General features: G+C 66.9%; 20 protein-coding genes. 12 read left to right on the forward strand and 8 right to left on the reverse strand.

The window, feature by feature from the left end; genetic code table 11:
* Positions 1-48: 48 nt before the first annotated feature.
* On the reverse strand, positions 49-2,547 hold the full coding sequence (locus tag ACZF5Y_RS02625) for a zinc-dependent metalloprotease family protein (protein ID WP_497534278.1): 2,499 nt from the start codon (positions 2,545-2,547) through the stop codon (positions 49-51).
* Between the two features lie 349 nt (positions 2,548-2,896).
* Between ACZF5Y_RS02625 and ACZF5Y_RS02630 the strand changes: the two genes are divergently transcribed.
* Together ACZF5Y_RS02630 and ACZF5Y_RS02635 are read left to right on the forward strand one after the other, a co-directional pair.
* Complete coding sequence (locus ACZF5Y_RS02630; RefSeq protein ID WP_497534279.1) at positions 2,897-3,274, forward strand: META domain-containing protein; 378 nt, start codon at positions 2,897-2,899, stop codon at positions 3,272-3,274.
* A 128-nt stretch (positions 3,275-3,402) separates the two neighbouring features.
* Positions 3,403-4,749 carry an anaerobic C4-dicarboxylate transporter gene (locus tag ACZF5Y_RS02635; protein ID WP_497534280.1) on the forward strand — a complete coding sequence of 449 codons (1,347 nt, stop codon included), beginning with the start codon at positions 3,403-3,405 and terminating at the stop codon, positions 4,747-4,749.
* Positions 4,750-4,933: 184 nt separating this feature from the next.
* Here ACZF5Y_RS02635 and ACZF5Y_RS02640 read toward each other — a convergent pair whose 3' ends face one another.
* On the reverse strand, positions 4,934-6,031 hold the full coding sequence (locus ACZF5Y_RS02640) for an N-formylglutamate amidohydrolase (RefSeq protein WP_497534281.1): 1,098 nt from the start codon (positions 6,029-6,031) through the stop codon (positions 4,934-4,936).
* A 60-nt stretch (positions 6,032-6,091) separates the two neighbouring features.
* Positions 6,092-6,571, reverse strand: coding sequence for an ATP-dependent zinc protease family protein (locus ACZF5Y_RS02645; RefSeq protein ID WP_497534282.1), 480 nt, complete (start codon positions 6,569-6,571; stop codon positions 6,092-6,094).
* Positions 6,572-6,596: 25 nt separating this feature from the next.
* Between ACZF5Y_RS02645 and ACZF5Y_RS02650 the strand changes: the two genes are divergently transcribed.
* The gene (locus tag ACZF5Y_RS02650; RefSeq protein WP_497534283.1) at positions 6,597-7,790 is read left to right on the forward strand and encodes a RimK family alpha-L-glutamate ligase; all 1,194 of its coding nucleotides are present in this window, start codon (positions 6,597-6,599) and stop codon (positions 7,788-7,790) included.
* A 34-nt stretch (positions 7,791-7,824) separates the two neighbouring features.
* Here ACZF5Y_RS02650 and ACZF5Y_RS02655 read toward each other — a convergent pair whose 3' ends face one another.
* From ACZF5Y_RS02655 to ACZF5Y_RS02675, 5 genes are all read right to left on the reverse strand, one after another.
* Positions 7,825-8,562, reverse strand: coding sequence for a YceI family protein (locus ACZF5Y_RS02655; protein WP_497534284.1), 738 nt, complete (start codon positions 8,560-8,562; stop codon positions 7,825-7,827).
* 204 nt (positions 8,563-8,766) lie between these two features.
* Positions 8,767-10,143: an aldehyde dehydrogenase family protein gene (locus ACZF5Y_RS02660; RefSeq protein WP_497534285.1), complete on the reverse strand. Its 1,377-nt coding sequence runs from the start codon at positions 10,141-10,143 to the stop codon at positions 8,767-8,769.
* A 52-nt stretch (positions 10,144-10,195) separates the two neighbouring features.
* Positions 10,196-10,921 carry a fumarylacetoacetate hydrolase family protein gene (locus ACZF5Y_RS02665; RefSeq protein ID WP_497534286.1) on the reverse strand — a complete coding sequence of 242 codons (726 nt, stop codon included), beginning with the start codon at positions 10,919-10,921 and terminating at the stop codon, positions 10,196-10,198.
* Complete coding sequence (locus ACZF5Y_RS02670; RefSeq protein ID WP_497534287.1) at positions 10,918-12,687, reverse strand: acetyl/propionyl/methylcrotonyl-CoA carboxylase subunit alpha; 1,770 nt, start codon at positions 12,685-12,687, stop codon at positions 10,918-10,920. Before ACZF5Y_RS02670 ends, ACZF5Y_RS02665 begins: the two co-directional genes overlap by 4 nt.
* Before the next feature lie 229 nt (positions 12,688-12,916).
* Positions 12,917-14,011 (reverse strand): carboxyl transferase domain-containing protein, encoded by a 1,095-nt coding sequence (locus ACZF5Y_RS02675; RefSeq protein WP_497534288.1) that lies wholly within the window; start codon positions 14,009-14,011, stop codon positions 12,917-12,919.
* A 105-nt stretch (positions 14,012-14,116) separates the two neighbouring features.
* Here ACZF5Y_RS02675 and ACZF5Y_RS02680 point away from each other — a divergent pair, with 105 nt between their 5' ends.
* The 9 genes from ACZF5Y_RS02680 (at position 14,117) to ACZF5Y_RS02720 (ending at position 21,764) form a co-directional block, all read left to right on the forward strand.
* The gene (locus tag ACZF5Y_RS02680; RefSeq protein WP_497534289.1) at positions 14,117-15,307 is read left to right on the forward strand and encodes a pyridoxal phosphate-dependent aminotransferase; all 1,191 of its coding nucleotides are present in this window, start codon (positions 14,117-14,119) and stop codon (positions 15,305-15,307) included.
* Positions 15,308-15,331: 24 nt separating this feature from the next.
* Complete coding sequence (locus ACZF5Y_RS02685) at positions 15,332-15,880, forward strand: thiamine pyrophosphate-binding protein (protein WP_241488089.1); 549 nt, start codon at positions 15,332-15,334, stop codon at positions 15,878-15,880.
* Positions 15,881-15,883: 3 nt separating this feature from the next.
* Positions 15,884-16,456, forward strand: coding sequence for a thiamine pyrophosphate-dependent enzyme (locus tag ACZF5Y_RS02690; protein WP_497534290.1), 573 nt, complete (start codon positions 15,884-15,886; stop codon positions 16,454-16,456).
* A 3-nt stretch (positions 16,457-16,459) separates the two neighbouring features.
* A complete protein-coding gene (locus tag ACZF5Y_RS02695) occupies positions 16,460-17,233 on the forward strand; it encodes a 5-oxoprolinase subunit PxpA (protein WP_497534291.1) in 774 nt (257 codons plus the stop codon).
* The gene (locus ACZF5Y_RS02700; RefSeq protein ID WP_497534292.1) at positions 17,230-17,856 is read left to right on the forward strand and encodes a 5-oxoprolinase subunit B family protein; all 627 of its coding nucleotides are present in this window, start codon (positions 17,230-17,232) and stop codon (positions 17,854-17,856) included. The genes ACZF5Y_RS02695 and ACZF5Y_RS02700 overlap by 4 nt, the downstream gene beginning before the upstream one ends.
* Positions 17,853-18,728: a 5-oxoprolinase subunit C family protein gene (locus ACZF5Y_RS02705; RefSeq protein ID WP_497534293.1), complete on the forward strand. Its 876-nt coding sequence runs from the start codon at positions 17,853-17,855 to the stop codon at positions 18,726-18,728. The genes ACZF5Y_RS02700 and ACZF5Y_RS02705 overlap by 4 nt, the downstream gene beginning before the upstream one ends.
* Before the next feature lie 118 nt (positions 18,729-18,846).
* Entirely contained in the window at positions 18,847-20,163 is a 1,317-nt protein-coding gene (locus tag ACZF5Y_RS02710) for an MFS transporter (RefSeq protein WP_497534294.1), read from the forward strand.
* A gap of 35 nt (positions 20,164-20,198) precedes the next feature.
* Positions 20,199-20,981, forward strand: a complete 783-nt coding sequence (locus ACZF5Y_RS02715; RefSeq protein WP_497534295.1) for a putative hydro-lyase — start codon at positions 20,199-20,201, stop codon at positions 20,979-20,981.
* 114 nt (positions 20,982-21,095) lie between these two features.
* Positions 21,096-21,764 (forward strand): GntR family transcriptional regulator, encoded by a 669-nt coding sequence (locus ACZF5Y_RS02720; protein ID WP_053387894.1) that lies wholly within the window; start codon positions 21,096-21,098, stop codon positions 21,762-21,764.
* The last annotated feature ends 36 nt before the right edge of the window (positions 21,765-21,800 follow it).

Raw genomic sequence — 21,800 nt, forward strand, 5'->3', positions numbered from 1 at the left:
CGAATCCTACCCCTCGAATCGGTTACCCCGAATGGGTTACTGCGCGGTTCAGCTCTCGACGTGCAGCTTACGCTGGCGGATCGCCACGGCAGCGAGAACGCCGCCGGAGACGAGCAGTGCGAGAGTGATCAGCCCGATCATCGGAGCGAAATCGAAGTCCGCACCGGTATTGGCGAGCGAGCCGTCTGCACTGCCCGAGCCGTTCACACCAACGCCTGATCCGCCGGCGCCAGCGGTGCCGTTCGCTCCGGCACCCGCGCTTGCAGATCCATCAGCACCGGCTCCAGCCGAACCGTCAGCGCCAGCACCCGCGGTGCCGTTTGCATCGGCGTCGGCGGCAACTGCGGCCTGAACAACGAAGGTGACCGGATCGGTGGTGTCAGAGGTGACGTTGTTGATCGACTGCGTCGCGGTCGCCGTGTACTCGCCGTCGACGAGTGCTGCGACGGTCACGGCCCAGTTGCCGTTCGCATCGACGGTGGTCACAGCAGGAGCAGCAGCTGCCGCTGCGCGGGCGGCCGGCTGATCCTCTGAGCCCGCCTCAACAACGTTGAGCGAAACCTCAGCACCGGCGATGCCGGTACCGGTGACGGTCGGGGCCTCAGACGTGGTGTCGCCCTCCTGCGGTGAGGTGATCACCGGCTCGGCGACGGGCGCTACTACGGTGACTGAATCGGTGCCCTCGACTGCGATGCCGTCGACCACTTCGGATGCCTCGATCTTCGTCTCGCCGGCGACTGCCGCTGTGACGTCGACGTTCCACGCGCCTGAGTCGTTCGCGGTGGTCGCGTACGATTCGCCATTCGCGGTCACCGTGACATCGGCGCCCGCCTCGGCGGTACCGACGACCTCGACTGTGGCTCCACCAGCCTCGATGGTCGAGCCATCTTCAGGAGAGGTGATGGCGACGGGGTCAGCATCAAACACGGGAGCCTCGCCAGAAATCGTGTAGTACCCGAGGCTACCGTAGTTGCTGTATCCGTTAGCTGCATCGGCAGTTGCACTCAGGGGATCGCCCTGGCCCACGCCGGTAACGAAGAGGTAGTAGATGCCAGCATTGACGTCTGCACTGACCTCGGAATCGAGACCGCTTGCAATGCCCCCGGAAACCGTCGTCTCGGGGCTGTTTTCCTGGATCACAGTGCCCGAAGAATCCGTCAGCGTCAGCTTCGAGTCGAGATTCGCCCCAACCTTCGCCACATCTACGCGTGCAGTCAGGTTGCCGCCACCAGTGGTGAGCTTGAACGCATCCACATCACCGGTCGTGCCGATGAGGCTCTCTGCAGAGAACGCATTAGACGTGTTGTCGAGCGTCGTTGCCGAAGCAGCATCGTCGCCATGATCGTCACTCACAAAGTCCGCGCGGTCGGTGTACTCAAAGTAAGCGGTGAGTTCCTCTCCCAGAGGGTCGCACGTATTGGAGCCGTTCGGCTTGTAGATGACATCGCCGGGATTCACGGCTTTGGGATCGCTCAAATTCACGCCGTTCGGGTTGCATACGCTCCCGACGTAGAATTCACCGTTCGAATCTTTGAACCCGAAGAAGATGGGAGCGTTCGCGCCGCGAGCGGTGATCACCGAAAGGTCATCCTCCTGGTTCGTCGCCGTGGCGTAATCGCCGTTAGACCACTGGCTCAGCGGTGAGCGGTATGGCGCGCCCATGATGGGCCCCCAGATACCGCCATTTGGGTGGTAATATTCGTTGTCGTCGGGGTTGCCGGTCTCGTAGTCGAAACCATCGTGCGACAGTCCGAAGTTGTGGCCGACTTCGTGAGAGCCTGCGTCAGCCGCCGACTTGGAATCGCCGCCGACGCCATCGGTGAATACGAATGCGGGAGACAGATACGCTGAGCCGGTTCCGCCCACGAATGCAATGCCACCGGAGCCCTGGCCGAATGCCGGGTAGCTGTCCGTGAATACCAGATGGGAGCCGTAGGTATTGTCGTCGGCAGATGACTTATACAGCGCATCAGCACCAGGGTTAGTAGTCGTCACGTTCACGTTGAACGGCGCGTAATCCTCCGCGATGCGCTCCCAAATTTCCTGCTGATCGAGTCCAGGGGCTCCGGCGAGATCATAACTGTCTTCAGCCTTGGGGTTCGCCTCAGGATCGTTCCAACCCGTGTTCTCAACGACCTCGCCATCGAAGTCGAGATACACCGTTACAGGTGCGCCCGGGAGTGAGCCACCCGCTGGCGTGCGACCGTCAAGAGCACCACTCGCAACGCGTGCGTGATCGTGATGCTCGTCCTCACCGGCTGGAAATACCGGATCCACGATAGCGATGTGGCCGCTCGGTGCAATGAAGATCTCGCCGCTGTCGCGCTCCTGCTGCAGCTGTTCAAGCGAACGGTCCGGATTGAGATCCGCAGCAGCGACAAGTGCGGAGTTCTCCCGATCGACGACGCTGAGGCCATTGACAGTGGCTTCCTGCTGAGTGGGGTCCTGGGCGCTCGTGTCCTCAGCCATCGCCGGGGCGGCGATGAAGAGGCTTCCGAGTCCGAGAACCGCTACCGCGCCGAGCGCGATTGGACGACGTTTCGTCACGTGTGTTCCCCCGAATTGATCGTGAAATGGTCAACTATGGCCACCGGAAGTCACAGACGTATGGGTGTTTAGATGCTTGCGCGTTTCCCCTGCGCGAGCACCCTGGTCAGACACCAGGGGCCGGGGCAAACTTAACCTGTTCGTTTGCTCAGTGCAAGAGGCGAAAGAGCTGGGAAAAGCGACGCTGTACAGAAATCCCCGATGCGCCGTGCAATAGAGAATGTTGCAATGGAGCGTCATCTGGTGCGAATCCGATCGATCTGCGCGCTGCAGGCTGGGCACGAATAGCGCAGGCGGAGAGGAAGATATGACGGATAGGCGCGTTTGCCTCGGGATAGGCGCGATCGTCGTGCTCACAACGGCTGCCGGGCTCCCCGGCTGCGCGCTGAGCGACTATGGAGAGCATCTGAATGGTGCGGCATCGTTGAGTGTGGCCGAACGGGCCGGGACCTGGTCTTCCGAAGAGCAGGGAAATGCGAGGTTAACGTTGGACGAGTACGTCGCTGTAGAGGGCACCGGCGGCTGCAACGATATCGGCACGCAGCACACGATCGAGGGCAACTCGGTGCGCGTCGACACGTTCGCATCGGCCCTAATGGCCTGCCCCGGCGTCGATGACTGGCTGCGCGGTGTGCGCGAGGTGCAGATCGATGGCGACACCATGAACGTGATGAACGAGGCGGGCGAGCAGATCGGAACGCTGCAGCGCGCAGCAGACTCGCAGTAGTCCAGACAGGCGTGACCTCCGGCTACGATTCTTTTCGCCGTCGACATGGACGCCGTGTAAAAGAAGCTGTGCTCGCGCACGGCAACTGGATACGCTGACTCCTAGAAAGCTCTGACGCTGGGAGCCTCATGGACGCGTTTCTCTTCATCACACAACTGCTCGTCGTGCTCGGCTGCATTGTCATGGGCACGCGTTCGAGCGGTGTCGGCCTTGGCCTCTGGGGCGGCACCGGTGTCGCGATCCTTGTCTTCGTTTTCCGATTGGCACCGGGCAACCCACCGATCGACGCGCTGCTGATCGTGCTCGTGGTCGTGCTCGCCTCGTCGATGATGCAGTCGGCGGGCGGCATCGACTGGATGGTGTCCATCGCGGCCAAGCTCATCGCCAAGAGTCCCAAGCAGATCACCCTCGTCGCCCCGCTCGTCGCCTTCCTCTTCTCGGTCGGGGCGGGCACCTCGAACATCCTGTACCCGCTGCTGCCGGTGATCCAGGATCTCGCGTACCGCAACGGCATTCGCCCCTCGCGCCCGCTCTCGCTCTCGGTCGTCGCGACCGGCGTCGCCCTCGCGTGCAGCCCGGTGTCGGCGGCGATGGCGGCAATGGTGACGCTCACCGATACCGCTCCCTGGAACTTCGAGTTGATCGACATCTTGAAGGTCACGATCCCCGCAGCGATCGTCGGCATCGTGCTGTCGAGCATCGTCGTCAATCGTCTCGGTAAAGACATCGCCGACGACGCAGAGATTCAGTCAAAGATCGCTTCGGGGGAGATCGCCGCACCGCAGTCGAGCGCCCACGAGGTGAAGGCGCAGGTCACTGTGACCACCGCCGGACGCAACGCCGCGATCATCTTCCTGCTGGGCGTCGCGGCGATCGTCATCTTCGGACTCTTCAAGGGCCTCCGTCCGCTGACCGCTGACGGCGACCCGATCTCGATGACTCCGATCATCGAGATCGTGATGTTCGTCGCGGGCACGTTGATCCTGCTCATCTCACGACCGAAGGTCAGCAAGATTCCGACGATGACGGTGTTCAAAGCGGGCATGGTTTCGGCGATCTCACTCTTCGGTCTGGCCTGGCTGACCGATACATTCCTCGGCGCGCATACGACGCTCATCGCGGATGGGGTCGGTGGGCTCGTCACCGCGGTGCCGTGGATCTTCGCTCTCGGCGTCTTCCTCGTCTGCGTGCTGACCACCAGCCAATCGACCGCGACGCGGATCATCGTGCCGATCGGCCTCGCAGCGGGCATTCCGCTCGGACTGCTCACGGGCATGTGGGCCGGCGCGTTCGCCGGTATCTACCTGCTGCCGACCAACGGTTCGCAGATCGCCGCGGCCAACTTCGATACGACCGGCAGTACGAAGCTCGGCACGAAGCTCGTCGACCACTCGTTCTTCCTGCCGACGCTGATTCTCGCGGTGACCACCATTGCCGCCGGAGCTGCATTCGGCGCGATCTGGGGCGGCGCGTAGGCGTCACTGCCCCAGCGCGGCGCCACCCACCCCGGGCCCGTTTGCTCCCCGCCTCCTGCCTCGAGTGCACCATTTTCTGCCGAGTGCACCACTGTCTATCGGGTGCGCTCGGCAGAAAATGGTGCGCTCGAGGGGATGGTGCCGGCGGTGGCTGGGGCGTCGGGCGCCCCGGGTGCCCGACGCCCTAGGCCTGATCGCGGAACTGATCCCACGCCCGCTTGCAGGCGTAGGCGAGGATGTCGACGCGTTCGCGATCTTCAGTGATCCACTCGGTGCCGGGCTGCTGCAACTCGGCCACGGCCTCGGGCCCGAGCAGATACTCGCGCAAGAACTCCGCCTGCACCGCGCCCAGCGTCAGCCCGGCTTCGGCGGCTTCGGCGTCGAGCGACCGGAAGCGCGCACCCGCCGCGAGAATCTCCTGGCTCCCGAGATACGGCTGATTGAGCAGCACCGCCTCGGGCTCTTCGACCTCGAACCCGGTGCGGTGCGCGGCAGCCAGACGGCGCAGGGCCGCCGGGTGCATCGTCGGCGGGTCGGCGGGGTCCCGCGACTCGCCCTGGGCATCACCGCGATTGGAGAGTGCCACGACGGCGGGCAGGCGATCCTGAGCGGCACGAGCCACGTTGACGGCGCCTTCACGAGTCGTCTTCGTGTTCATCGTGTCGTGGAACGAAAGGCGCGTGAACGAGCCGCCGTTGGCGAGCCCGTGCTCGATGAATCGATCCGTGAGCACCTCCCGCGTCGCTTCGTACACGCCGAGGCCGTGCTCGGCGGTGGCGGCGAACGCGTCGACGAGTCGATGCAGGCCATCTTCGGTCTCAGGGATCTCGAGAATCGGGAAGAACGAGAACGTGACGGGGCGGATCGCGTCGACCCCTGACAGGTCGACCTTCTGCCACGGGCCCGCCTCGCGCACCCGCTCGATCGCCTGCTGCAGGTCGGCTCGAACATCGGTGGGCTTCGCGCGATTCGGGTCGCGCACGAGGCGTGGGTGCGGGTTGATCACGGCGACGATGCGGGGATCGATCTCAGCCCACCGTTTCACCACTGAAGCGGTGGCGACATCGGTGAAGTCGTACTGCAGCCGACGAGTGAGCTCGGGCGACAGAAACTCCGCGAGTTCTTCCGGGATCGCCGCGCCCGAGTGGGGCGTCGTGACCAGCAGGTCGGCCTCGGCGATCGCGCGGTCGAGATCGCGGGTGTCGGGGTCGGCGTAGTGAATGATCTCGTCGGGGGCGAAGACCGTGCCGGCGGGGATCAGGTCGAGATCGTGCGCGCTCATGGCACCAGAGTAGTGGTGGAGGTGCCGGGCGGGAAGAGGCCGGCGGGTGCGTGTGGCGCGTTACGCGCGGCCGCGATTGCGACGCCGGATCTGTCGCGGCGGGCGGCCCCCGAGGTACGACGCGGCCGAATCGACCACGAAGCCCTGGCGCAGCGCCTCGCGCCCGATGAGCATGCGGAACACCATCTCTTCGCGATCGGTGAGCGTGAGCTCGGCTTCGACCTTGCGACCCGCCAGGGTGAGTTTCACGAGCACGACCGGACGCAGCTGCGCATGGCCCGATGAACTGCGCACGGTGCGGCGATCGTGCACGGGCAACTCGACCTCGACGGCGTCTTCGTCGTCCACCTGCCACGGCTGCACGAGGAAGCGCACCCACGGCTCGCCCGAGCGTTCGAACTCGGTGATCTCGGTTGCGTGGAGGGCGGAGGTCTGGGCTCCGGTGTCGATCTTCGCCTTGATCCACGGCACGCCGATACCATTCAGCTTCACCCATTCACGCCACCCCGTCGGAGTGCTTGAATGGTCGGGTACGGTCACGCATCTATCTTGGCAGGAAATCACGGTGAAACTCGCGATTCTTTCGCGCGCCCCGCAGGCGTACTCGACTCAGCGGCTCCAGGCCGCGGCTCTCGAGCGCGGTCACACGGTGCGCGTGCTCAATACTCTGCGCTTCGCGATCGACCTGGCCGGAGAAGAACCCGACCTGCTCTACCGCGGCAAGCAGCTCAGCGACTACGACGCGGTGCTGCCGCGCATCGGCAGCTCGATCAGCTACTTCGGCACCGCGGTGGTGCGGCAGCTGGAGCAGATGGACGTGTACACGCCGAACACGGCGAACGGCATCGCCAATGCGCGAGACAAGCTGCGCGCCATTCAGATCCTGTCGAAGCACAACATCGAGATGCCCGCGACGGCGTTCGTGCGCAACCGCGCCGACGTGCGCCCGGCGATCGAGAGCGTCGGCGGCGCCCCCGTCGTCATCAAGCTGCTCGAGGGCACGCAGGGTATCGGCGTCATTCTCGCCCCGCAGGTGAAAGTCGCCGAGGCGATTATCGAGACCCTGCACTCGACGCGGCAGAATGTGCTCATTCAACGCTTCGTCTCGGAGAGCCGCGGCCGCGACGTGCGCGCGCTCGTGGTGGGCGACCGCGTGGTCGCGGCGATGCGCCGCACCGCGGCCGGTGACGAGTTCCGGTCGAATGTGCACCGCGGCGGCACCGTCGAAGCGGTGCAGCTCGATGCCGCCTATGAGCAGACCGCCGTGCGAGCGGCTCAGATCATGGGGCTGCGCGTCGCCGGCGTCGACATGCTCGAGGGCGACGAGGGGCCGCTGGTCATGGAGGTGAACTCTTCGCCCGGGCTGCAGGGCATCGAGAGTGCGACGGGCCTCGACGTGGCCGGCGCGATCATCGACTTCATCGCGAACCAGGTCGACTTCCCCGAGATCGACGTGCGTCAGCGCCTGAGCGTCTCGACCGCGTACGGCGTCGCGGAGCTTACGATGCACGGCTCGGAGCACGTCGGCAAAACGCTGGGCGAACTCGGGCTGTGGGACCGCGATGTCACCGTGCTGACGCTGCACCGCGGGGTGCAGGTGATCCCGAACCCGCGCAAGCACCTCGTGCTCGAGGCCGAGGACCGCCTGCTCTGTTTCGGTCGGCTCGATGAAATGCGGTCGATGATCCCCGAGCGCAAGCGCCGCCGTGCACGGGTGCGCAAGCTGACGAAAGCGGCCCAGGAGCTCGCCGACGGGTGATCGCGGCGGGCTCCCGGGCCGATGCTCGGGGGTGTTACGACTTGGCGGCCGTGAGCTGGAACTCGACGGAACCGCTGTCTTCGACCGAGACGAACCCGAGGCTCGGCGCCTCGACGCCGAAGTCGGCGAACGTGATCGGGATCGAGCCGGCGATCTCGGCAGTGGTGCCGTCGCTCTTCAGCTCGATTTCAGCGGTGACGGTCTGCGTCTTGCCCGCGAGGGTCAGCTCGCCCGTGGCCTGCGTCTTGACGACCTCGCCCGATGCCGGAGCGCTGTCGAGGGTGACGGGGTCGGTGAGGGTGAAGGTGGCTGTCGGGAACTCGGAGACGTTCATCGCCTGCGACCGGAAGTACTCGTCGCGGTTGTCGCTGTCGGTGGCGATCGAGGCGACGTCGACGGTGAGTTCGGCCGCATCGAGGGTGAGCCCGGTGTCGCCGATGGTGAAGGTGCCCGTGACGTCGTCGGTGCGGCCGGTCACGGTGACATCGGTGCCGTTGAGTACTTCGTCGACGCGGTAGCCGGCCTCGGAGCCGTCGGAGACGCTCCAGGCACCGGCGAGGGCGCGCGGGTCGAGTTCCTGCGTTGACGAGTTGTCCGCCTCATCGCTGGAGTCCGTGGTCTCCGTCGATTCGCTCGCGGTCAGTGAGGGGGTATCGGCCGCGGGAGCGGCGATGACATCTCGGTAGATCATCGGCCCGGCGATGGCCGCCGCGACGCCGAGGGCGATGACGCCGGCTCCGACGCCGATAAGGATCTTCTGGGACTTCTTCACAGTGACTCCTGACATTGCGCGAGTGGGGTGCGCTGCGGTCGATGGAATTCCACGATGGCAGCGCACTTCATGAGGAGCCTCGGGGAAACGTGGGAAACTCCTGCAAACGTCAGACGTTGGGTTGTGGGATCGCCGGGCCAGAATCAGAACGGGGGCGGCATCGCTCTCGCGACGCCGCCCCCGCGGGTTGAGGCAGTGAATCGATCAGCGCACCCAGACCGTCTTCTGGTTGCAGAACGCGCGAATGCCCGCAGCCGAGAGCTCGCGCCCGTAGCCTGAGGCCTTCACTCCGCCGAAGGGCAGCTCGGGGTACGAGATGGTCATGCCGTTGACATTGACCGCACCCGCGTCGAGCTCGGAGATCGCGCGCGAGATCTCGGCGTCGTCCTCCGTCCAGATCGCCGAACCCAGACCGAATCGGGTCTCGTTGGCGATGCTCAGCGCCTGATCGATCGAGTCGACGCGGTATACGGAAGCGACGGGCCCGAAGCACTCCTCGACGCGAATCTCGGCCGAGGTCGGAATGTCGGCGATGACCGTCGGGCGGTAGAACCAGCCCTGCTCGCCGATGTTCTCACCACCGGTCAAGATCGAGGCGCCGTGCTCCCGAGCGTTCTCCACCAGCTTGATCACGTCTTGTCGCCCCTGCTCGGTGGCAAGGGGGCCGACCTGCGTCGCCGCGTCGAACGGATCGCCGATCACGAGCGACTCGAGCGCAGCGACGAACCGCTCGACGAAGACGTCGTAGACGTCGGCGTGCACGATGAAGCGCTTCGCGTTGATGCAGGCCTGGCCGTTGTTGCTCGTGCGCGATGCGACGGCGGTGGCGACGGCGCCGTCGAGGTCGGCCGACGGCATGACGATGAACGGGTCGGATCCGCCGAGTTCGAGCACGGAGGGCTTGATCGATTCACCGGCCGCCTTCGCGACCTGGCGACCCGCCGGCTCCGAACCGGTGATGGTGACCGCGGCGACCTCGGCGCTGCGGATGATCGCGTCGACCTTCGACGCCGGGATGAGTAGCGTCTGGAATGCGCCCTCGGGGAACCCGGCTCGACGGAAGAGATCGTCGAGGTAGAGCGCGGCCTGCGGCACGTTCGAGGCGTGCTTGAGCAGTGCGGTGTTGCCGGCCATGAGGGTGGGGGCGGCGAATCGGATGACCTGCCAGATCGGGTAGTTCCAGGGCATGACGGCCAGCACGGGCCCGATCGGGTGGTAGGTGGCGTACGCCTGCGCTGCGTTCACGACGGCCGGATCAGCGAGCGGCTCAGGGGCGAGGAAGCCCTCGGCGCGGTCGGCGTAGTACCGCAGGCAGGCCGCCGACTTCGCGACCTCGCCGCGCGACTGCGCGATCGGCTTTCCCATTTCGAGCGTGATGAGCTCGGCGAGGCTTTCGGCGTCGGCTTCCATGAGGTCAGCGGCACGACGGGTCAGTGCGGCGCGGTCCGCGAATGACGTCGTGCGGTAGTCGTCGTAGGTTGCGCGGGCGAGCTCGACGCGACGGCGAATCTCGGTGTCGTCGATGGCGGGAAACTCGGCCTCGAGCGCGCCGGTGGTCGGGTTGACGGTGGTGATGGGCATGCGGGTCCTTTCGAAGAACGGGAACGGTGGGGTCGGGTGGGCGGTGCGAGGGTTAGACGAGACGGCAGTCGAGCGCGGCGACGCCGGTGATCGACGCGGTGATCCGCGACCCCCGGGCGACGGCGCCGACGCCGCTCGGGGTACCGGTGAGAATCAGGTCTCCGGGTTGCAGCGTGATCGATCGCGAGAGTTCGGCGACGACCTCGGCCACCGACCAGATCTGCTGGGAGAGATCGCCCGTCTGCCGGCGTTCGCCATCGACGTCGAGCACGATCGAGCCGTTTTCAGGGTGGCCGATCTCGGTTGCGGCGACGAGTGCGCTGATGGGCCCGGATTGATCGAACCCCTTCGAGAGGTCCCAGGGGCGACGCAGCGCCTTGGCATCGGCCTGCAGGTCTCGGCGCGTGAGGTCGATCGCGACGCCGTACCCCCAGACGGCTGCGAGAGCGTCCGATGCCGAGACATCGACGGCGGTAGCGCCGATCGCCACCGCGAGTTCGACCTCGTGGTGCAGATCGTCGGTCGCAGGCGGATATGCGATGTCGGTGGTGCCCGACTCAGAGCACGGGATCATCGCATCCGCTGGCTTCGTGAAGAAGAACGGCGGTTCGCGATCCGGATCGTGGCCCATCTCTCGGCTGTGCGCCGCGTAATTGCGACCGACGCAGTAGACGCGGCGCACGGGGAATCGCGACGATGATCCGTGCACGTCGAGGAGCGTCGCGCGCGGGATCGGAACGACGGTGGCTTCCACTGCCCCTGCTGTTTCCGCGCTCATGCGGCGACCACCCGGCAGATGATCGATCCCGATTGCAGTTGCTCATCGGTCGCGATCGCGAGTTCGGCGACCACTCCGTCGTGCGGTGCCCGCACGGGGCGTTCCATCTTCATCGCCTCGACCACCGCGAGCGTGTCGCCGGCCGTCACACGGTCGCCATCTGCGACGGCGACGCGCACCACTGTGCCGCCCATGCCGGCCCGCACTGCGTCCGCCGCAGCGGCGGTCGGGCTGTCTGCAGTGGCGAGCGCTGATTCGGTGACGCCGGCCGCCGAAGCGGCAGCGCCCCCAATGACGTCGGGGAGCACGACGACGAGGCGTCGGCCGTCGACCTCGGCGACGATGCGCGTGAGCCCGGGGGCATCGCCGCGGGCCGCCGCTGGGGTCGGCGCACCGGAGTGCGCGTAGTGCGTGTCGATCCAGCGCGTGTAGACATCGCGCCCGTCATCGTCGACGAACACGGGCTCGTCGACGATGCGGCGGTGGAAGTCGAGCGTCGTCGGCACGCCGTCGATCACGGTTTCTGCGAGGGCGCGTCTGGCTCGTTTGATCGCCGCGTCGCGCGTCTCGGCTGTGACAATCAGCTTCGCGATCAGCGAGTCGTAGTGCGTCGGAATCGTGTCGCCCGCGCGGTACCCGGTGTCGATGCGGATGCCGGGTCCACTGGGCCACTCGACGCGCGTGAGCGTTCCGGGGGCCGGCGCGAAGTCTACAGAGACGTCTTCCGCGTTGATGCGGAATTCGAGGGAGTGGCCGCGCACCTCGGGCACCGACTCGATGCGTGCGCCGGAAGCGATCGCGATCATCGACGCGATCAGGTCGATACCGCTCACCTCCTCGCTCACCGGGTGCTCCACCTGGATGCGCGTGTTGACCTCGAGGAAGGTCACGCGGTCGCCGTCGACGAGAAACTCGCAGGTGGCTGCGCCGACGTACCCCGCAGCGCGCAGCACATCGGCGCTCGACGCTTCGAGCCGGGCGAGCTGCTCAGAGGTGATCGTGGGTGCCGGGGCCTCCTCGACCACCTTCTGATTGCGTCGCTGCAACGAGCAATCGCGCGTGGAGATCACGGCGACATTGCCGTCGACATCGGCGATGCACTGCGTTTCGACATGGCGCGGGGTGGCGAGGAAGGTCTCGACGAAGCACTCGCCGCGGCCGAACGCCGCAATCGCCTCGCGCACGGCAGAGTCGTACGATTCGGAGACTTCGGCGCGATCGTGCACAACCTTGATGCCGCGGCCGCCACCGCCGTAGGCCGCTTTGATGGCGACGGGCAATCCGTGCGCGTCGACGAAGGCGAGTACCTCCTCGACACCGGTCACCGGGTCGGGGGTGCCGGCCACGAGCGGAGCCCCGACCTCCGCGGCCAGCGCGCGGGCCTGCAACTTGTCGCCGAGACGGCGGATCGCGTCGGGTGACGGGCCGATCCAGGTGAGCTCCGCGGCGAGCACGCGCTCGGCGAACTCGGCGTTCTCGGCGAGGAAGCCGTAGCCGGGGTGCACCGCATCGGCGCCCGCGCGCTGCGCGATCGCGAGGAGCTGGTCGATGTCGAGATAGCTCTGCTCGGGAGCGTCGCCGTTGAGGGTGAACGCCTCATCCGCCCGCTCGGCGTGGAGTGCGTCGCGGTCGCTCGGCGAATACACGGCGACGGAGGCGATGCCGAGATCTGCGCAGGCGCGCATGATGCGGACGGCGATCTCACCGCGGTTCGCGACGAGGATTTTCTGGGGGAGTGGGCGGCTCGGGTGCGTGAGGAACGTCATCGCTCGATCGGCTCCGATCTGGGTGAGGTGTGCAGAGATATGGACGGGCGTGCGGTGTCGTGTCGCCAGCGGCGGCGTGCGAGAGGTCGTCTCGGCGGTGCGGCGGCCTCGGGGGGTGCGGTGCCTCGCGTCGTCGGGGCCGCCAGGCGGTGGGCGAGTGCGACGAAGAGTGCGGCGAGTTCGGTGTCACTCGGATGCCCGGTGACACGCACCCCGTGCAGTGCGCGCATCATCTCGCGGCTACCGCATTGCGGCGGGCCGGCAGCGGGGCATCGATGCCGCTCCACCGGACGAGTGCGGCGAGCAGTTCGTTGGCAGTGCGCGTCGCGTCGATCGTGCGCGCCTCCTCGATGGCGGTGTCGGGCCACGCGAGCAGCTCCGGCACCAGTTCGGGATCGCCGACCAGATCGCGCAGCGGCGCGCCGAGGCGGCGGGTGACGAGTGCGGCGATCGGAATGGCGGCCTCCGCGAGCGCTCGGGCGAGCGGGTTCACCGCGCTGCCGCCCGTTTCCGGGTCGAGGCCCGGAGTGTCGAGCACTGCGATCACCGGGAGCCGGAAGGCATCGCAGAAGGAGAGAAAACGGGCGGTGGCGCGCAGATCTCCGGCCGAGACCGCCCCGTCTCCGGCGAACGAGGTGCTCGATATCGTGCCGATTGTGTGACCGTCGAGGGAGGCGAAGCCGCACTGCAGCGCCGCGGAAGCGGCCGTGACGGCTGTCGCGGCGTCGTCTGCGATGCGGTCGATCACGGTCACCGGATCCTCTGTTCCGGTGAGCGAGCGATCGCTCACCGGGGTTGCGGGCGTCCCTCCGATCGGGGCAGGGAGGGTGCGATTCGCCGGGAGTCGTCGCAGGATCGACGCGGCCCATTCGACTGCGTCATGATCCTGCGAGAAGTGAGGGGCGTCGACTTCACGTTCCACCGTTACCGCGGTCGCGAAGTCGGCAGCTGCGGCGCGCAGCCGGCTGTTGGTCGTTCGCCTGCCGGTTTCGATGGCGAGGTGGGGCACGACGCCCGAGAGCAGGTGCACCGCGGCGAGTTGACCCCGGACGGGCAGAGCACCGCCGTCGATGAGGACGGTCACCAGCGGAGTGCCGGTGCGGGCGGCGAAATCGACGGCGCGGTCAGCCGGAAGCGGGTCGGCGTCGGTACCGCGCTCGACGACGAGCACAACGGGGGTGTCGGCAACGCTGCCGGTCCAGGCGGCACTGAGCGCGCTGGTGGCCAACGGAATCGCATCGGTTCCGAGCAGGGCTGCGGCCCAGTTCTCTGGGGGTGCGTCGATGGCGCCCGGACCTGCGGACGTATCGGCTGACTCGTGCATTCGTGCTCCTATGCATCAGTGTCGAGGTTTGACTTATACGAAGCATACACTGTATACATGGTCCGTGACACTCACGAAGGAGTGCCGGTTCACGAAAGAAGGACTATGACTGCGCTGCAGCGTCGTACCGCCTCGCGTATGGCAGAGGTCGCCCCATCGCCCATCCGTGCGATCTTCGATCGCGCCGCCGAGCTCGAGGCCTCGGGCCGCAAGATCTTTCACTTCGAGATCGGTCGACCCGACTTCGATACCCCGCAGGTCGCCAAAGCCGCCGCATCGGCGTCGCTAGATCGAGGTGAGGTGCACTACTCGGCGAATCCGGGCACGGCGGAGCTGCGTGGTGAGATCGCGACGTACCTCGCCGACCGTCGCGGTACGCACTACGACCCCAACGGCGAAGTGCTCGTCACCATCGGGGCCAACGAGGCCGTCTTCCTGAGCTTCATGGCCTACTGCGGGGCCGGCGACGAGATCGTCATGCTCACTCCCGCCTGGGCTCACTACGAGGCCTGCGCGAAGCTGGTCGGAGCCACCCCGGTCGCAGTACCGCTCGACGCTGCGAACGGGTACCGCTTCGACGCCGAGGCGCTGCGCGCCGCCATCACCGAACGCACCGCCATGGTGGTGATCTGCACGCCGAACAACCCGACGGGCGGCGTGCTGACCGGCGAAGACATCTCCGCGATCGAAGACATGCTCTCGGGCACCGACATCGTGCTGCTCTCCGACGAGATCTACGCGGACCTCGTCTACGGAGACGCCGTGCACGAGTCGCCCGCAGCACGCGACTCGCTGCGCGAGCGCACGCTCGTCGTCGGCGGATTCGCGAAGGCGTTCGCGATGGACGGATGGCGTCTCGGCTGGCTCGCCGGCCCCCGCGAGCTCGTCACGCCGGCGCTTCGCGTGCGTCAGTACACCACGGTGTGCGCGCCGACCTTTCTGCAGCCGGGTGCTGCAGCGGCATTGCGCGATGCGCGTGATGAGGCCGAGCAGATGCGCCAGTCGTTCGAGACGCGCCGTGCGGCGGGACTCGAGATTCTGCGCGCCATTCCCGGTATCCGCGTCGCCGACCCCGATGGTGCCTTCTACTTCTACGTCAGCTACGACGCCGGCACCGCCGAACCTGCCCAGCAGCTCGCGATGCGTCTGCTCGAAGACCACGGCGTCGCCGTCGTTCCGGGCACCGCGTTCGATCCCGAACACGGGGCGCACTCCTTCCGCATCTCCTACGCCTGCGACATCGACGACCTCCGCGAAGGGCTCGCTCGTATCGGCACCGCCTTCGCTCAGCAGTAACCCCATCCTCAGAAAGGACTCCCAGTGACCACCATCACCCAGGACCGCCACGCCGAAGTGGTGCAGGCGATCCTCGCGCTCGCCCCTGACGGCGTCGGCTTCGTGCCGAGTGCGAGCATCGCCCCCATTATCAAGTCGCTCGTCGCGCACGGGGAGGCCGGTGACCTCGAGCAGGTCTACCCGCTCTCGCGCGAAGAAGAGGCGATCGGCGTCATGGGCGCCTACCCCTTCGCCGGCAAGTTCGGCGTGCTCGTGATGCAAGACAACGGCTTCGGCAACGCGCTCACTGCGCTGACGACGCTCGCCGTCTCGTACCATCTGCCGCTACTGATCGTCGCGAACACTCGCGGCGGCCTCGGCGAGTACAACTCGATGATCCACTCCATCTCGGCACCCGTGCCCGAGCTGCTGCGCAGCACCCAGATTCCGGTCTTCACGGTCGATCGGCGCAATTCCGCCGAGGACTGGGGCGCGACCGTGCGCGAAGCGGGCAATCACGCCCGCATGACTTACCGGCCGGTCGTCGTGCTCATGGAGTTCTTCGACCACCGCGATGAGAAGGCGAAGGCATAACCGATGAAGCGCATTGAAGCACTCGAGATCCTCGTCGAACGCACGCCCGACGCACCCGTCGTCGCGACCTGCGCCGCGACCAGCCGCGAACTCGCGAACGTCGCCGATCGCGACAACCACCTGTACCTGCTCGACGCCATGGGGCTCGCAATCTCAGTCGGCACGGGCCTCGCGCTCGCCGTCGAGCAGACCGCGGTCGACCGCGTGTACGTCGTGGAGGGTGACGGTTCACTCCTGATGAACCTCAACGCCGCGGCGACTGCCGGCTACCTCGCCCCCGAGAAGCTCGTCATCGCCCTGCTCGACAACTCGGTCTACGCCTCGACCGGGGCGATTCCGACGCAGGCGACCAAGATCGATCTCGGCGCGATCGCCGAGGCTTCGGGCCTCAAGGTGCTCCGCGCGAACGACCAGGAGTCGTTTGCCGCCGCGCTCGAGCAGGCCGCCACCGAGCCCGGGCCCTGGTTCATCCACGCGAAGATCTCGCCCGAGAACATTCCGAACGCGAAGCTGCTGCTCATCGACCCGGTCGTGCACGGGCACCGCTTCCAGTCCTGGCTCACCGGACGGATCTGAGCCATGTCGTCGATCGCGATCAACAGTGATGTGGCCGAGGGCTTCGGCGCCTGGTCCTTCGGGGCCGATGAGGAGCTGCTCGAGCACATCACCGCCGCCAATGTCGCCTGCGGGTTCCACGCCGGTGATCCGGCGACCATTCGCAGCATCACGGATCGCGCGGTCCGCGGCGGGGTCGCGATCGGCGCGCAGGTCTCGTATCGTGACCTCGCGGGCTTCGGCCGTCGGTTCATCGATGCCGACGCCGAAACGCTCTGGGCCGACCTCGTCTACCAGATCGGTGCGCTCGAGGCGTTCGCTCGGGTGGCAGGGGGTGCCGTCACCTATGTGAAGGCGCACGGAGCGCTCTACAACACGGCAGCGCGGCACGAGGTGCATGCGCAGGCCCTCGTGGATGCGGTGGCATCGACCGGCCCCGACCGCCCGATTCTGTGCCAGCCGGGCACGGAGGTCTGGAATCGCGCGGAGCGTGCCGGCCTGACCCCGATCTGCGAGGTCTTCGCCGATCGCGCGTACACCGATGAGGGCCTGCTCGCGAAGCGGGGCACCCCCGGTTCTCTGGTGACCGATGCGGACGAGATCGTCGAGCGCAGCCTGCGCATGGTGCAGGAGGGAACTGTGCGCACGGTGTCGGGAGCGAGCTTCGCGTTCCCGGTGGCTCCCGGCTCCGTCTGCATTCACAGCGACACGCCTGGCGCCGGTGCAAGCGCTGCCGCGCTGAGCACCGCGTTTCGAGAGGCAGGCATTGAGTTGGTCGGGATCGGGGAGTCTCGATGACCCAGATCTTCGATGCCGGTACTCGCGGCCTGCTCGTCGAACTCGACGGAGTTGCGGCGATTGAGCGAGTACTCGCGTTGCGGGGCGGCCCGCTCGTCGAGTATGCCGTGCCGGCCTCGCACAGTGTGCTCGTCGTCGCCCGCTCCGAGCAGCTGGTCGCGGCCTTGCGCGTCGCCATCGAACGTGCGGCGACCGGCGAATCCGACCTGGCAACGGCAGCGCTGCGCGCGCCGCGCACGCACATCATTCCGACGCGCTACGGAGGAGCCGACCTGGCCGAGGCAGCCGGGCTGTGCGGCATGAGCGAAGCCGAGTTCGTGCGCGCGCACGCCGAGAGCGCGCACCGCGTCGCGTTCTTCGGATTCGCGCCGGGATTCGCCTACATCGATGGTTCCGACCGACGGTTGGAACTGCCGAGACGGTCGAGTCCCCGCAAATCGATCCCCGCAGGCATGGTGGCCGTCGCGGCGCTGCAGAGCGTTGTGTATCCCGGCGGAACTCCGGGTGGCTGGCACCTCATCGGGCAGACCGACTTCGTCTCCTGGAACCTCGCCGACGAACCGCCGACCCCCTTCTCGGTCGGCGACACCATCGTGTTCGAACCGATCGGAGCCATGCCGTGACCGCCGCTTCCCCGTCCGTTCACGCCCGCATCGAGGTCATCGATGCTGGAGCTTCCACCACCGTGCAAGACGGCGGACGTCTCGGTAGTGTGCACTACGGCGTTTCGCCGTCAGGGGCGGTCGACCGCCGTGCACTCGAGACTGCGAACCGTCGGCTCGGCAACGACCCGCACGCACCGGTCCTCGAAAGCCTGCTGGGCGGTCTGTCGTTCCGGGTGAGCAATGACCGCTGGTGCGCCGTCAGCGGCGCTCGCGCCGCTGTGCTGGTCGACGGAGTTCGTGTCGCCGAGCCCGAGCGCTTCCTGGCGCCGAGCGGATCCCGCATCGACATCTGCGAGGCCTCGCGCGGGCTCTACACCGTGCTCGCGGTCTCCGGCGGTATCGAAGCCGCGCGGACGCTCGGCTCCGCGTCGACCGACACGCTCTCGGGTATCGGGCCCGCCCGCCTCACCGCGGGCGACGCGTTCGAACTCGGCGACGCACGCGATCCTGCCGGCTCGATGCACCCCGATGTCTCCCTCCCCGCGGCGCGGGCCGAGATCGCATTCCGCTGGGGACCGCGCGATGCCCGCTTCGACGTCGCCGACCGCGACCTGCTCCTGCGCACCGAATGGGTCGTCTCGAACGACACCAACCGCGTCGGGGCTCGTCTCGACGGCGCGCGTCTGCGCGGCGGCGACGGCACGCTGCCCAGCGAGGGCATCATGACCGGTTCCATTCAGATTCCGCCGTCGGGCCAGCCGATCGTGTTTCTCGCCGATCGCCCCGTCACCGGAGGGTACCCGATCATCGGCGTCGTCGACGAGCGCGAACTGGGCCGCTTCGCCCAGGTGCGTCCCGGAGCGCGCGTTCGGTTCCGACCCCACCCCTGACTTCAGCCTGCATCACCTCTGTTCCACCCGTCCCATCCCACGCAACACACACGCCCACACCCCGAGCACTCGAATCCACTGGAGATTCGAGTTACATTGACGAAGGAGTCAACATCCCATGTCACAATCACCATCCACCGCGACGCTTGCCATCGGTCCACTGACCGACCGCAAGTCGCGCAAGGCCGCCATCGCCGCACTGATCGGCACGGCGATCGAATACTACGAGTTCGGCGTCTACGGCTACCTGGCCGCGATCATCAGCCCGCTCTTCTTCCCCGAGCAGGCCCCGGGCATCGCGCTGATTTCCACGCTTGCCGTCTTCGGCGTCTCATTCGTCGTGCGCCCCATCGGCGGAATCGTGCTCGGCCGCCTCGGAGATCTGGTCGGCCGCAAGGCCGTGCTGCTCACCACGGTCATCGGTATGGGCGTCGCCACCGCGATCACCGGCGTGCTGCCCACGCACGCGCAGATCGGCATCTGGGCTCCGATTCTGCTGCTGCTCGTGCGCATGGCGCAGGGCTTCTTCGCCGGTGGCGAGGTCACGGGTGCCGCCACCTACGTCGCCGAGTCGGCCCCGGTCGGGCGCCGCGGCTTCTTCGGCGGGTTCACCCCGATGGGCGTCGCATTCGGCGGCACCGCAGCCGCCACCGCCGTGGGGCTCACGACCGCTCTCCTCGGCGACGACATCATGAACTCGTGGGGCTGGCGCATCCCGTTCCTGCTGTCGATCCCGCTCGTGATCCTCTCGATCGCGATCCGCTCCACCCTCTCCGAAGCGCATGAGTTCGAGAAGCTGAAGAAGAAGGATGAGCTGCCGAAGGCCCCGTTGAAGACCGTGCTGACCAAGCACCCGGGCGCCGTCATTCGCGTGATCCTGGTGTCGTTTGGCCAGAACGCCGGCTACTGGGTCGGATTCGTATTCATGAACATCTACATGACCCAGTACCTCGAGGTACCCCGCACGACCGTCTACTGGACCATGGCCTGCATCAGCTTCGTGATGGCATTCCTCATGCCCATCGCGGGTGCCGCATCCGACCGTTTCGGGCGCAAGCGCGTGCTCGCCGTCGGCTTCGGAGGCTACGCCGTGCTCGTCATCCCGATGATGCTGCTCATGGGGGTCGGCAGCGTGCCGCTCGTCATCGCCGGCATGTTCATGCTCGCACTGCCGATGCCGATCGTGCAGGCCGTCGGCTACCCGACCTACACCGAGCAGTTCCCGACCTCGGTGCGCTACACGGGCATGTCGCTCGCGTTCAACATCGGCACGATCCTCGGCGGCGGCATTACTCCGCTGATCGCGACGTCACTGATCGAGAGCACCGGCAACCTGCTGATTCCCGCCTTCATCCTGGTCTTCGCAGCGCTCGTGGGTCTGCTCACCGTGACCCGTCTGCGCGAGACCGCGACGACTGAACTCGAGCACCACTAATTGACCCGGTCGGGTCGTCGGATCGGAGACTTTCGATGAACGAGCACATCACCTCAGCGCACCAGCTCCGCAGCCTGATTCGCAGCGGCGCGTGGAAGCAGCCCACCGCGGGCCTGCTGCCGGGCGTGCAACAGGCGAACTTCGTCGCCCTGCCCCAGGCAGACGCGTTCGAGTTCCTCCTGTTCTGTGTGCGCAATCCGCAGGTGTGCCCGATCATCCACGTCTCCGAGCCCGGCGACCCGATCGTGCCGCTCGAGAGCGGCGACGCCGACGTGCGCACCGACATCGCGAAGTACCGGGTGTGGCGTGACGGCGAGCTCGTCGCGGAACCTCATGACGTGAGCGAGTACTGGAGCGACGACCTCGTCGGATTCCTGCTCGGCTGCTCGCACACGTTCGAAGGGCCGATGCTCGACGCGGGGTTGCCGCTGCGCGTCTCTGCGGAATCCCCGGCGCCGCCCGTCTACCTCACTGACCGCGAAACCGTTTCGGCGGGCCGCGTGGCCGGACCACTCGTGGTGAGCATGCGATCGTTCCCAGCTGAACTCGTCGACGAGGTCACCGCGCTCACCTCTCGTTTTCCGACGGGTCACGGGGCTCCGGTGCACATCGGCGACCCCGCCGAACTCGGCATCGCCGATCTCGCGACCCCCGATTTCGGGCCTGCGCCCGAGGTGCACGCCGACGAGGTGCCGATGTTCTGGGCCTGCGGCGTCACCCCGCAGCTCGTGCTGCCGCACCTGCGCTCGCACACGCTGATCACGCACGCCGCCGGGCACATGTTCGTCTTCGATCACCGCGTCACCCCGGCTCGATGACGATCACGCGATGAGGCAGGTAGCGGCCTATTGGGGCGCTCCAATGCCCCGATTGCTGCACCTCCGTTGCAGCGTGGGCGATCCTGCACGCAAACATCGTGTATACAAGTAATCGTGCCTCAGAAATCCGCATCGACACCCGCCAACGGCGTCAGCCCGGACGACATCGCGCACGTGATTCGCAATGCCATCGCCGACGGTCTCTACGCCCCGGGCGAGCGACTCTCCCAGGTCGAGCTCGCCGAGCGGTTCGCGGTGAGCCGTATTCCGCTGCGCGAGGCACTGCGCACTCTGGTCTCGGAAGGGCTGCTCGAGCACGACCAGCGGCGCGGCACCGCCGTCACCGCGTTGAACCGCGAGCGCATTAAAGAGATTTACGAATTGCGCGCGCTCATCGAGCCGAGCTTCGCGACCGAGATCGTGCGCAACATCTCGCGCGCCGACCTCGAAGACCTCGAACGCCGGGTCGACGAAATCGAGCGCACGGGGGCGTCAGACCCCGACCACTGGTCGCAAGAGAACTTCCAGATGCACCTCGAGATGTACCGTCTCGCGCGACTCCCCATCAGGTACGACGCGGTTTCGCGCCTCTACTACCTGCTCGAACCCTACTCGCGTATGTACGTGCACAACTCCGGCGGTCGCCCGCGGGCGGAATCGGAGCACCGCGACATGATCGCCGCGCTGCGCGCGGGTGACGCCGCAGCGCTCGAAGCGGCCATTCTCGCCCACGTGCTCGGGGGGCACGAAGGGCTGCTCGAGCAGGCGAACGACCTGCCCTGACCCGCTGCGGGCCCGGGCCTTCAGTGCTGGCGTCTT

This window comes from Leucobacter sp. WKLB1 (assembly GCF_059696215.1).

Excerpts from the sequence above, each read along its gene's own strand:
- ACZF5Y_RS02640 (WP_497534281.1), bottom strand. The coding sequence starts at position 6,031 with ATGAGCGCGCACGATCTCGACCTGATCCCCGCCGGCACGGTCTTCGCC.
- ACZF5Y_RS02700 (WP_497534292.1), top strand. The coding sequence starts at position 17,230 with ATGACCCAGATCTTCGATGCCGGTACTCGCGGCCTGCTCGTCGAACTC.
- ACZF5Y_RS02660 (WP_497534285.1), bottom strand. The coding sequence starts at position 10,143 with ATGCCCATCACCACCGTCAACCCGACCACCGGCGCGCTCGAGGCCGAG.
- ACZF5Y_RS02715 (WP_497534295.1), top strand. The coding sequence starts at position 20,199 with ATGAACGAGCACATCACCTCAGCGCACCAGCTCCGCAGCCTGATTCGC.
- ACZF5Y_RS02665 (WP_497534286.1), bottom strand. The coding sequence starts at position 10,921 with ATGAGCGCGGAAACAGCAGGGGCAGTGGAAGCCACCGTCGTTCCGATC.
- ACZF5Y_RS02675 (WP_497534288.1), bottom strand. The coding sequence starts at position 14,011 with ATGCACGAGTCAGCCGATACGTCCGCAGGTCCGGGCGCCATCGACGCA.
- ACZF5Y_RS02680 (WP_497534289.1), top strand. The coding sequence starts at position 14,117 with ATGACTGCGCTGCAGCGTCGTACCGCCTCGCGTATGGCAGAGGTCGCC.
- ACZF5Y_RS02690 (WP_497534290.1), top strand. The coding sequence starts at position 15,884 with ATGAAGCGCATTGAAGCACTCGAGATCCTCGTCGAACGCACGCCCGAC.
- ACZF5Y_RS02710 (WP_497534294.1), top strand. The coding sequence starts at position 18,847 with ATGTCACAATCACCATCCACCGCGACGCTTGCCATCGGTCCACTGACC.
- ACZF5Y_RS02670 (WP_497534287.1), bottom strand. The coding sequence starts at position 12,687 with ATGACGTTCCTCACGCACCCGAGCCGCCCACTCCCCCAGAAAATCCTC.
- ACZF5Y_RS02635 (WP_497534280.1), top strand. The coding sequence starts at position 3,403 with ATGGACGCGTTTCTCTTCATCACACAACTGCTCGTCGTGCTCGGCTGC.
- ACZF5Y_RS02695 (WP_497534291.1), top strand. The coding sequence starts at position 16,460 with ATGTCGTCGATCGCGATCAACAGTGATGTGGCCGAGGGCTTCGGCGCC.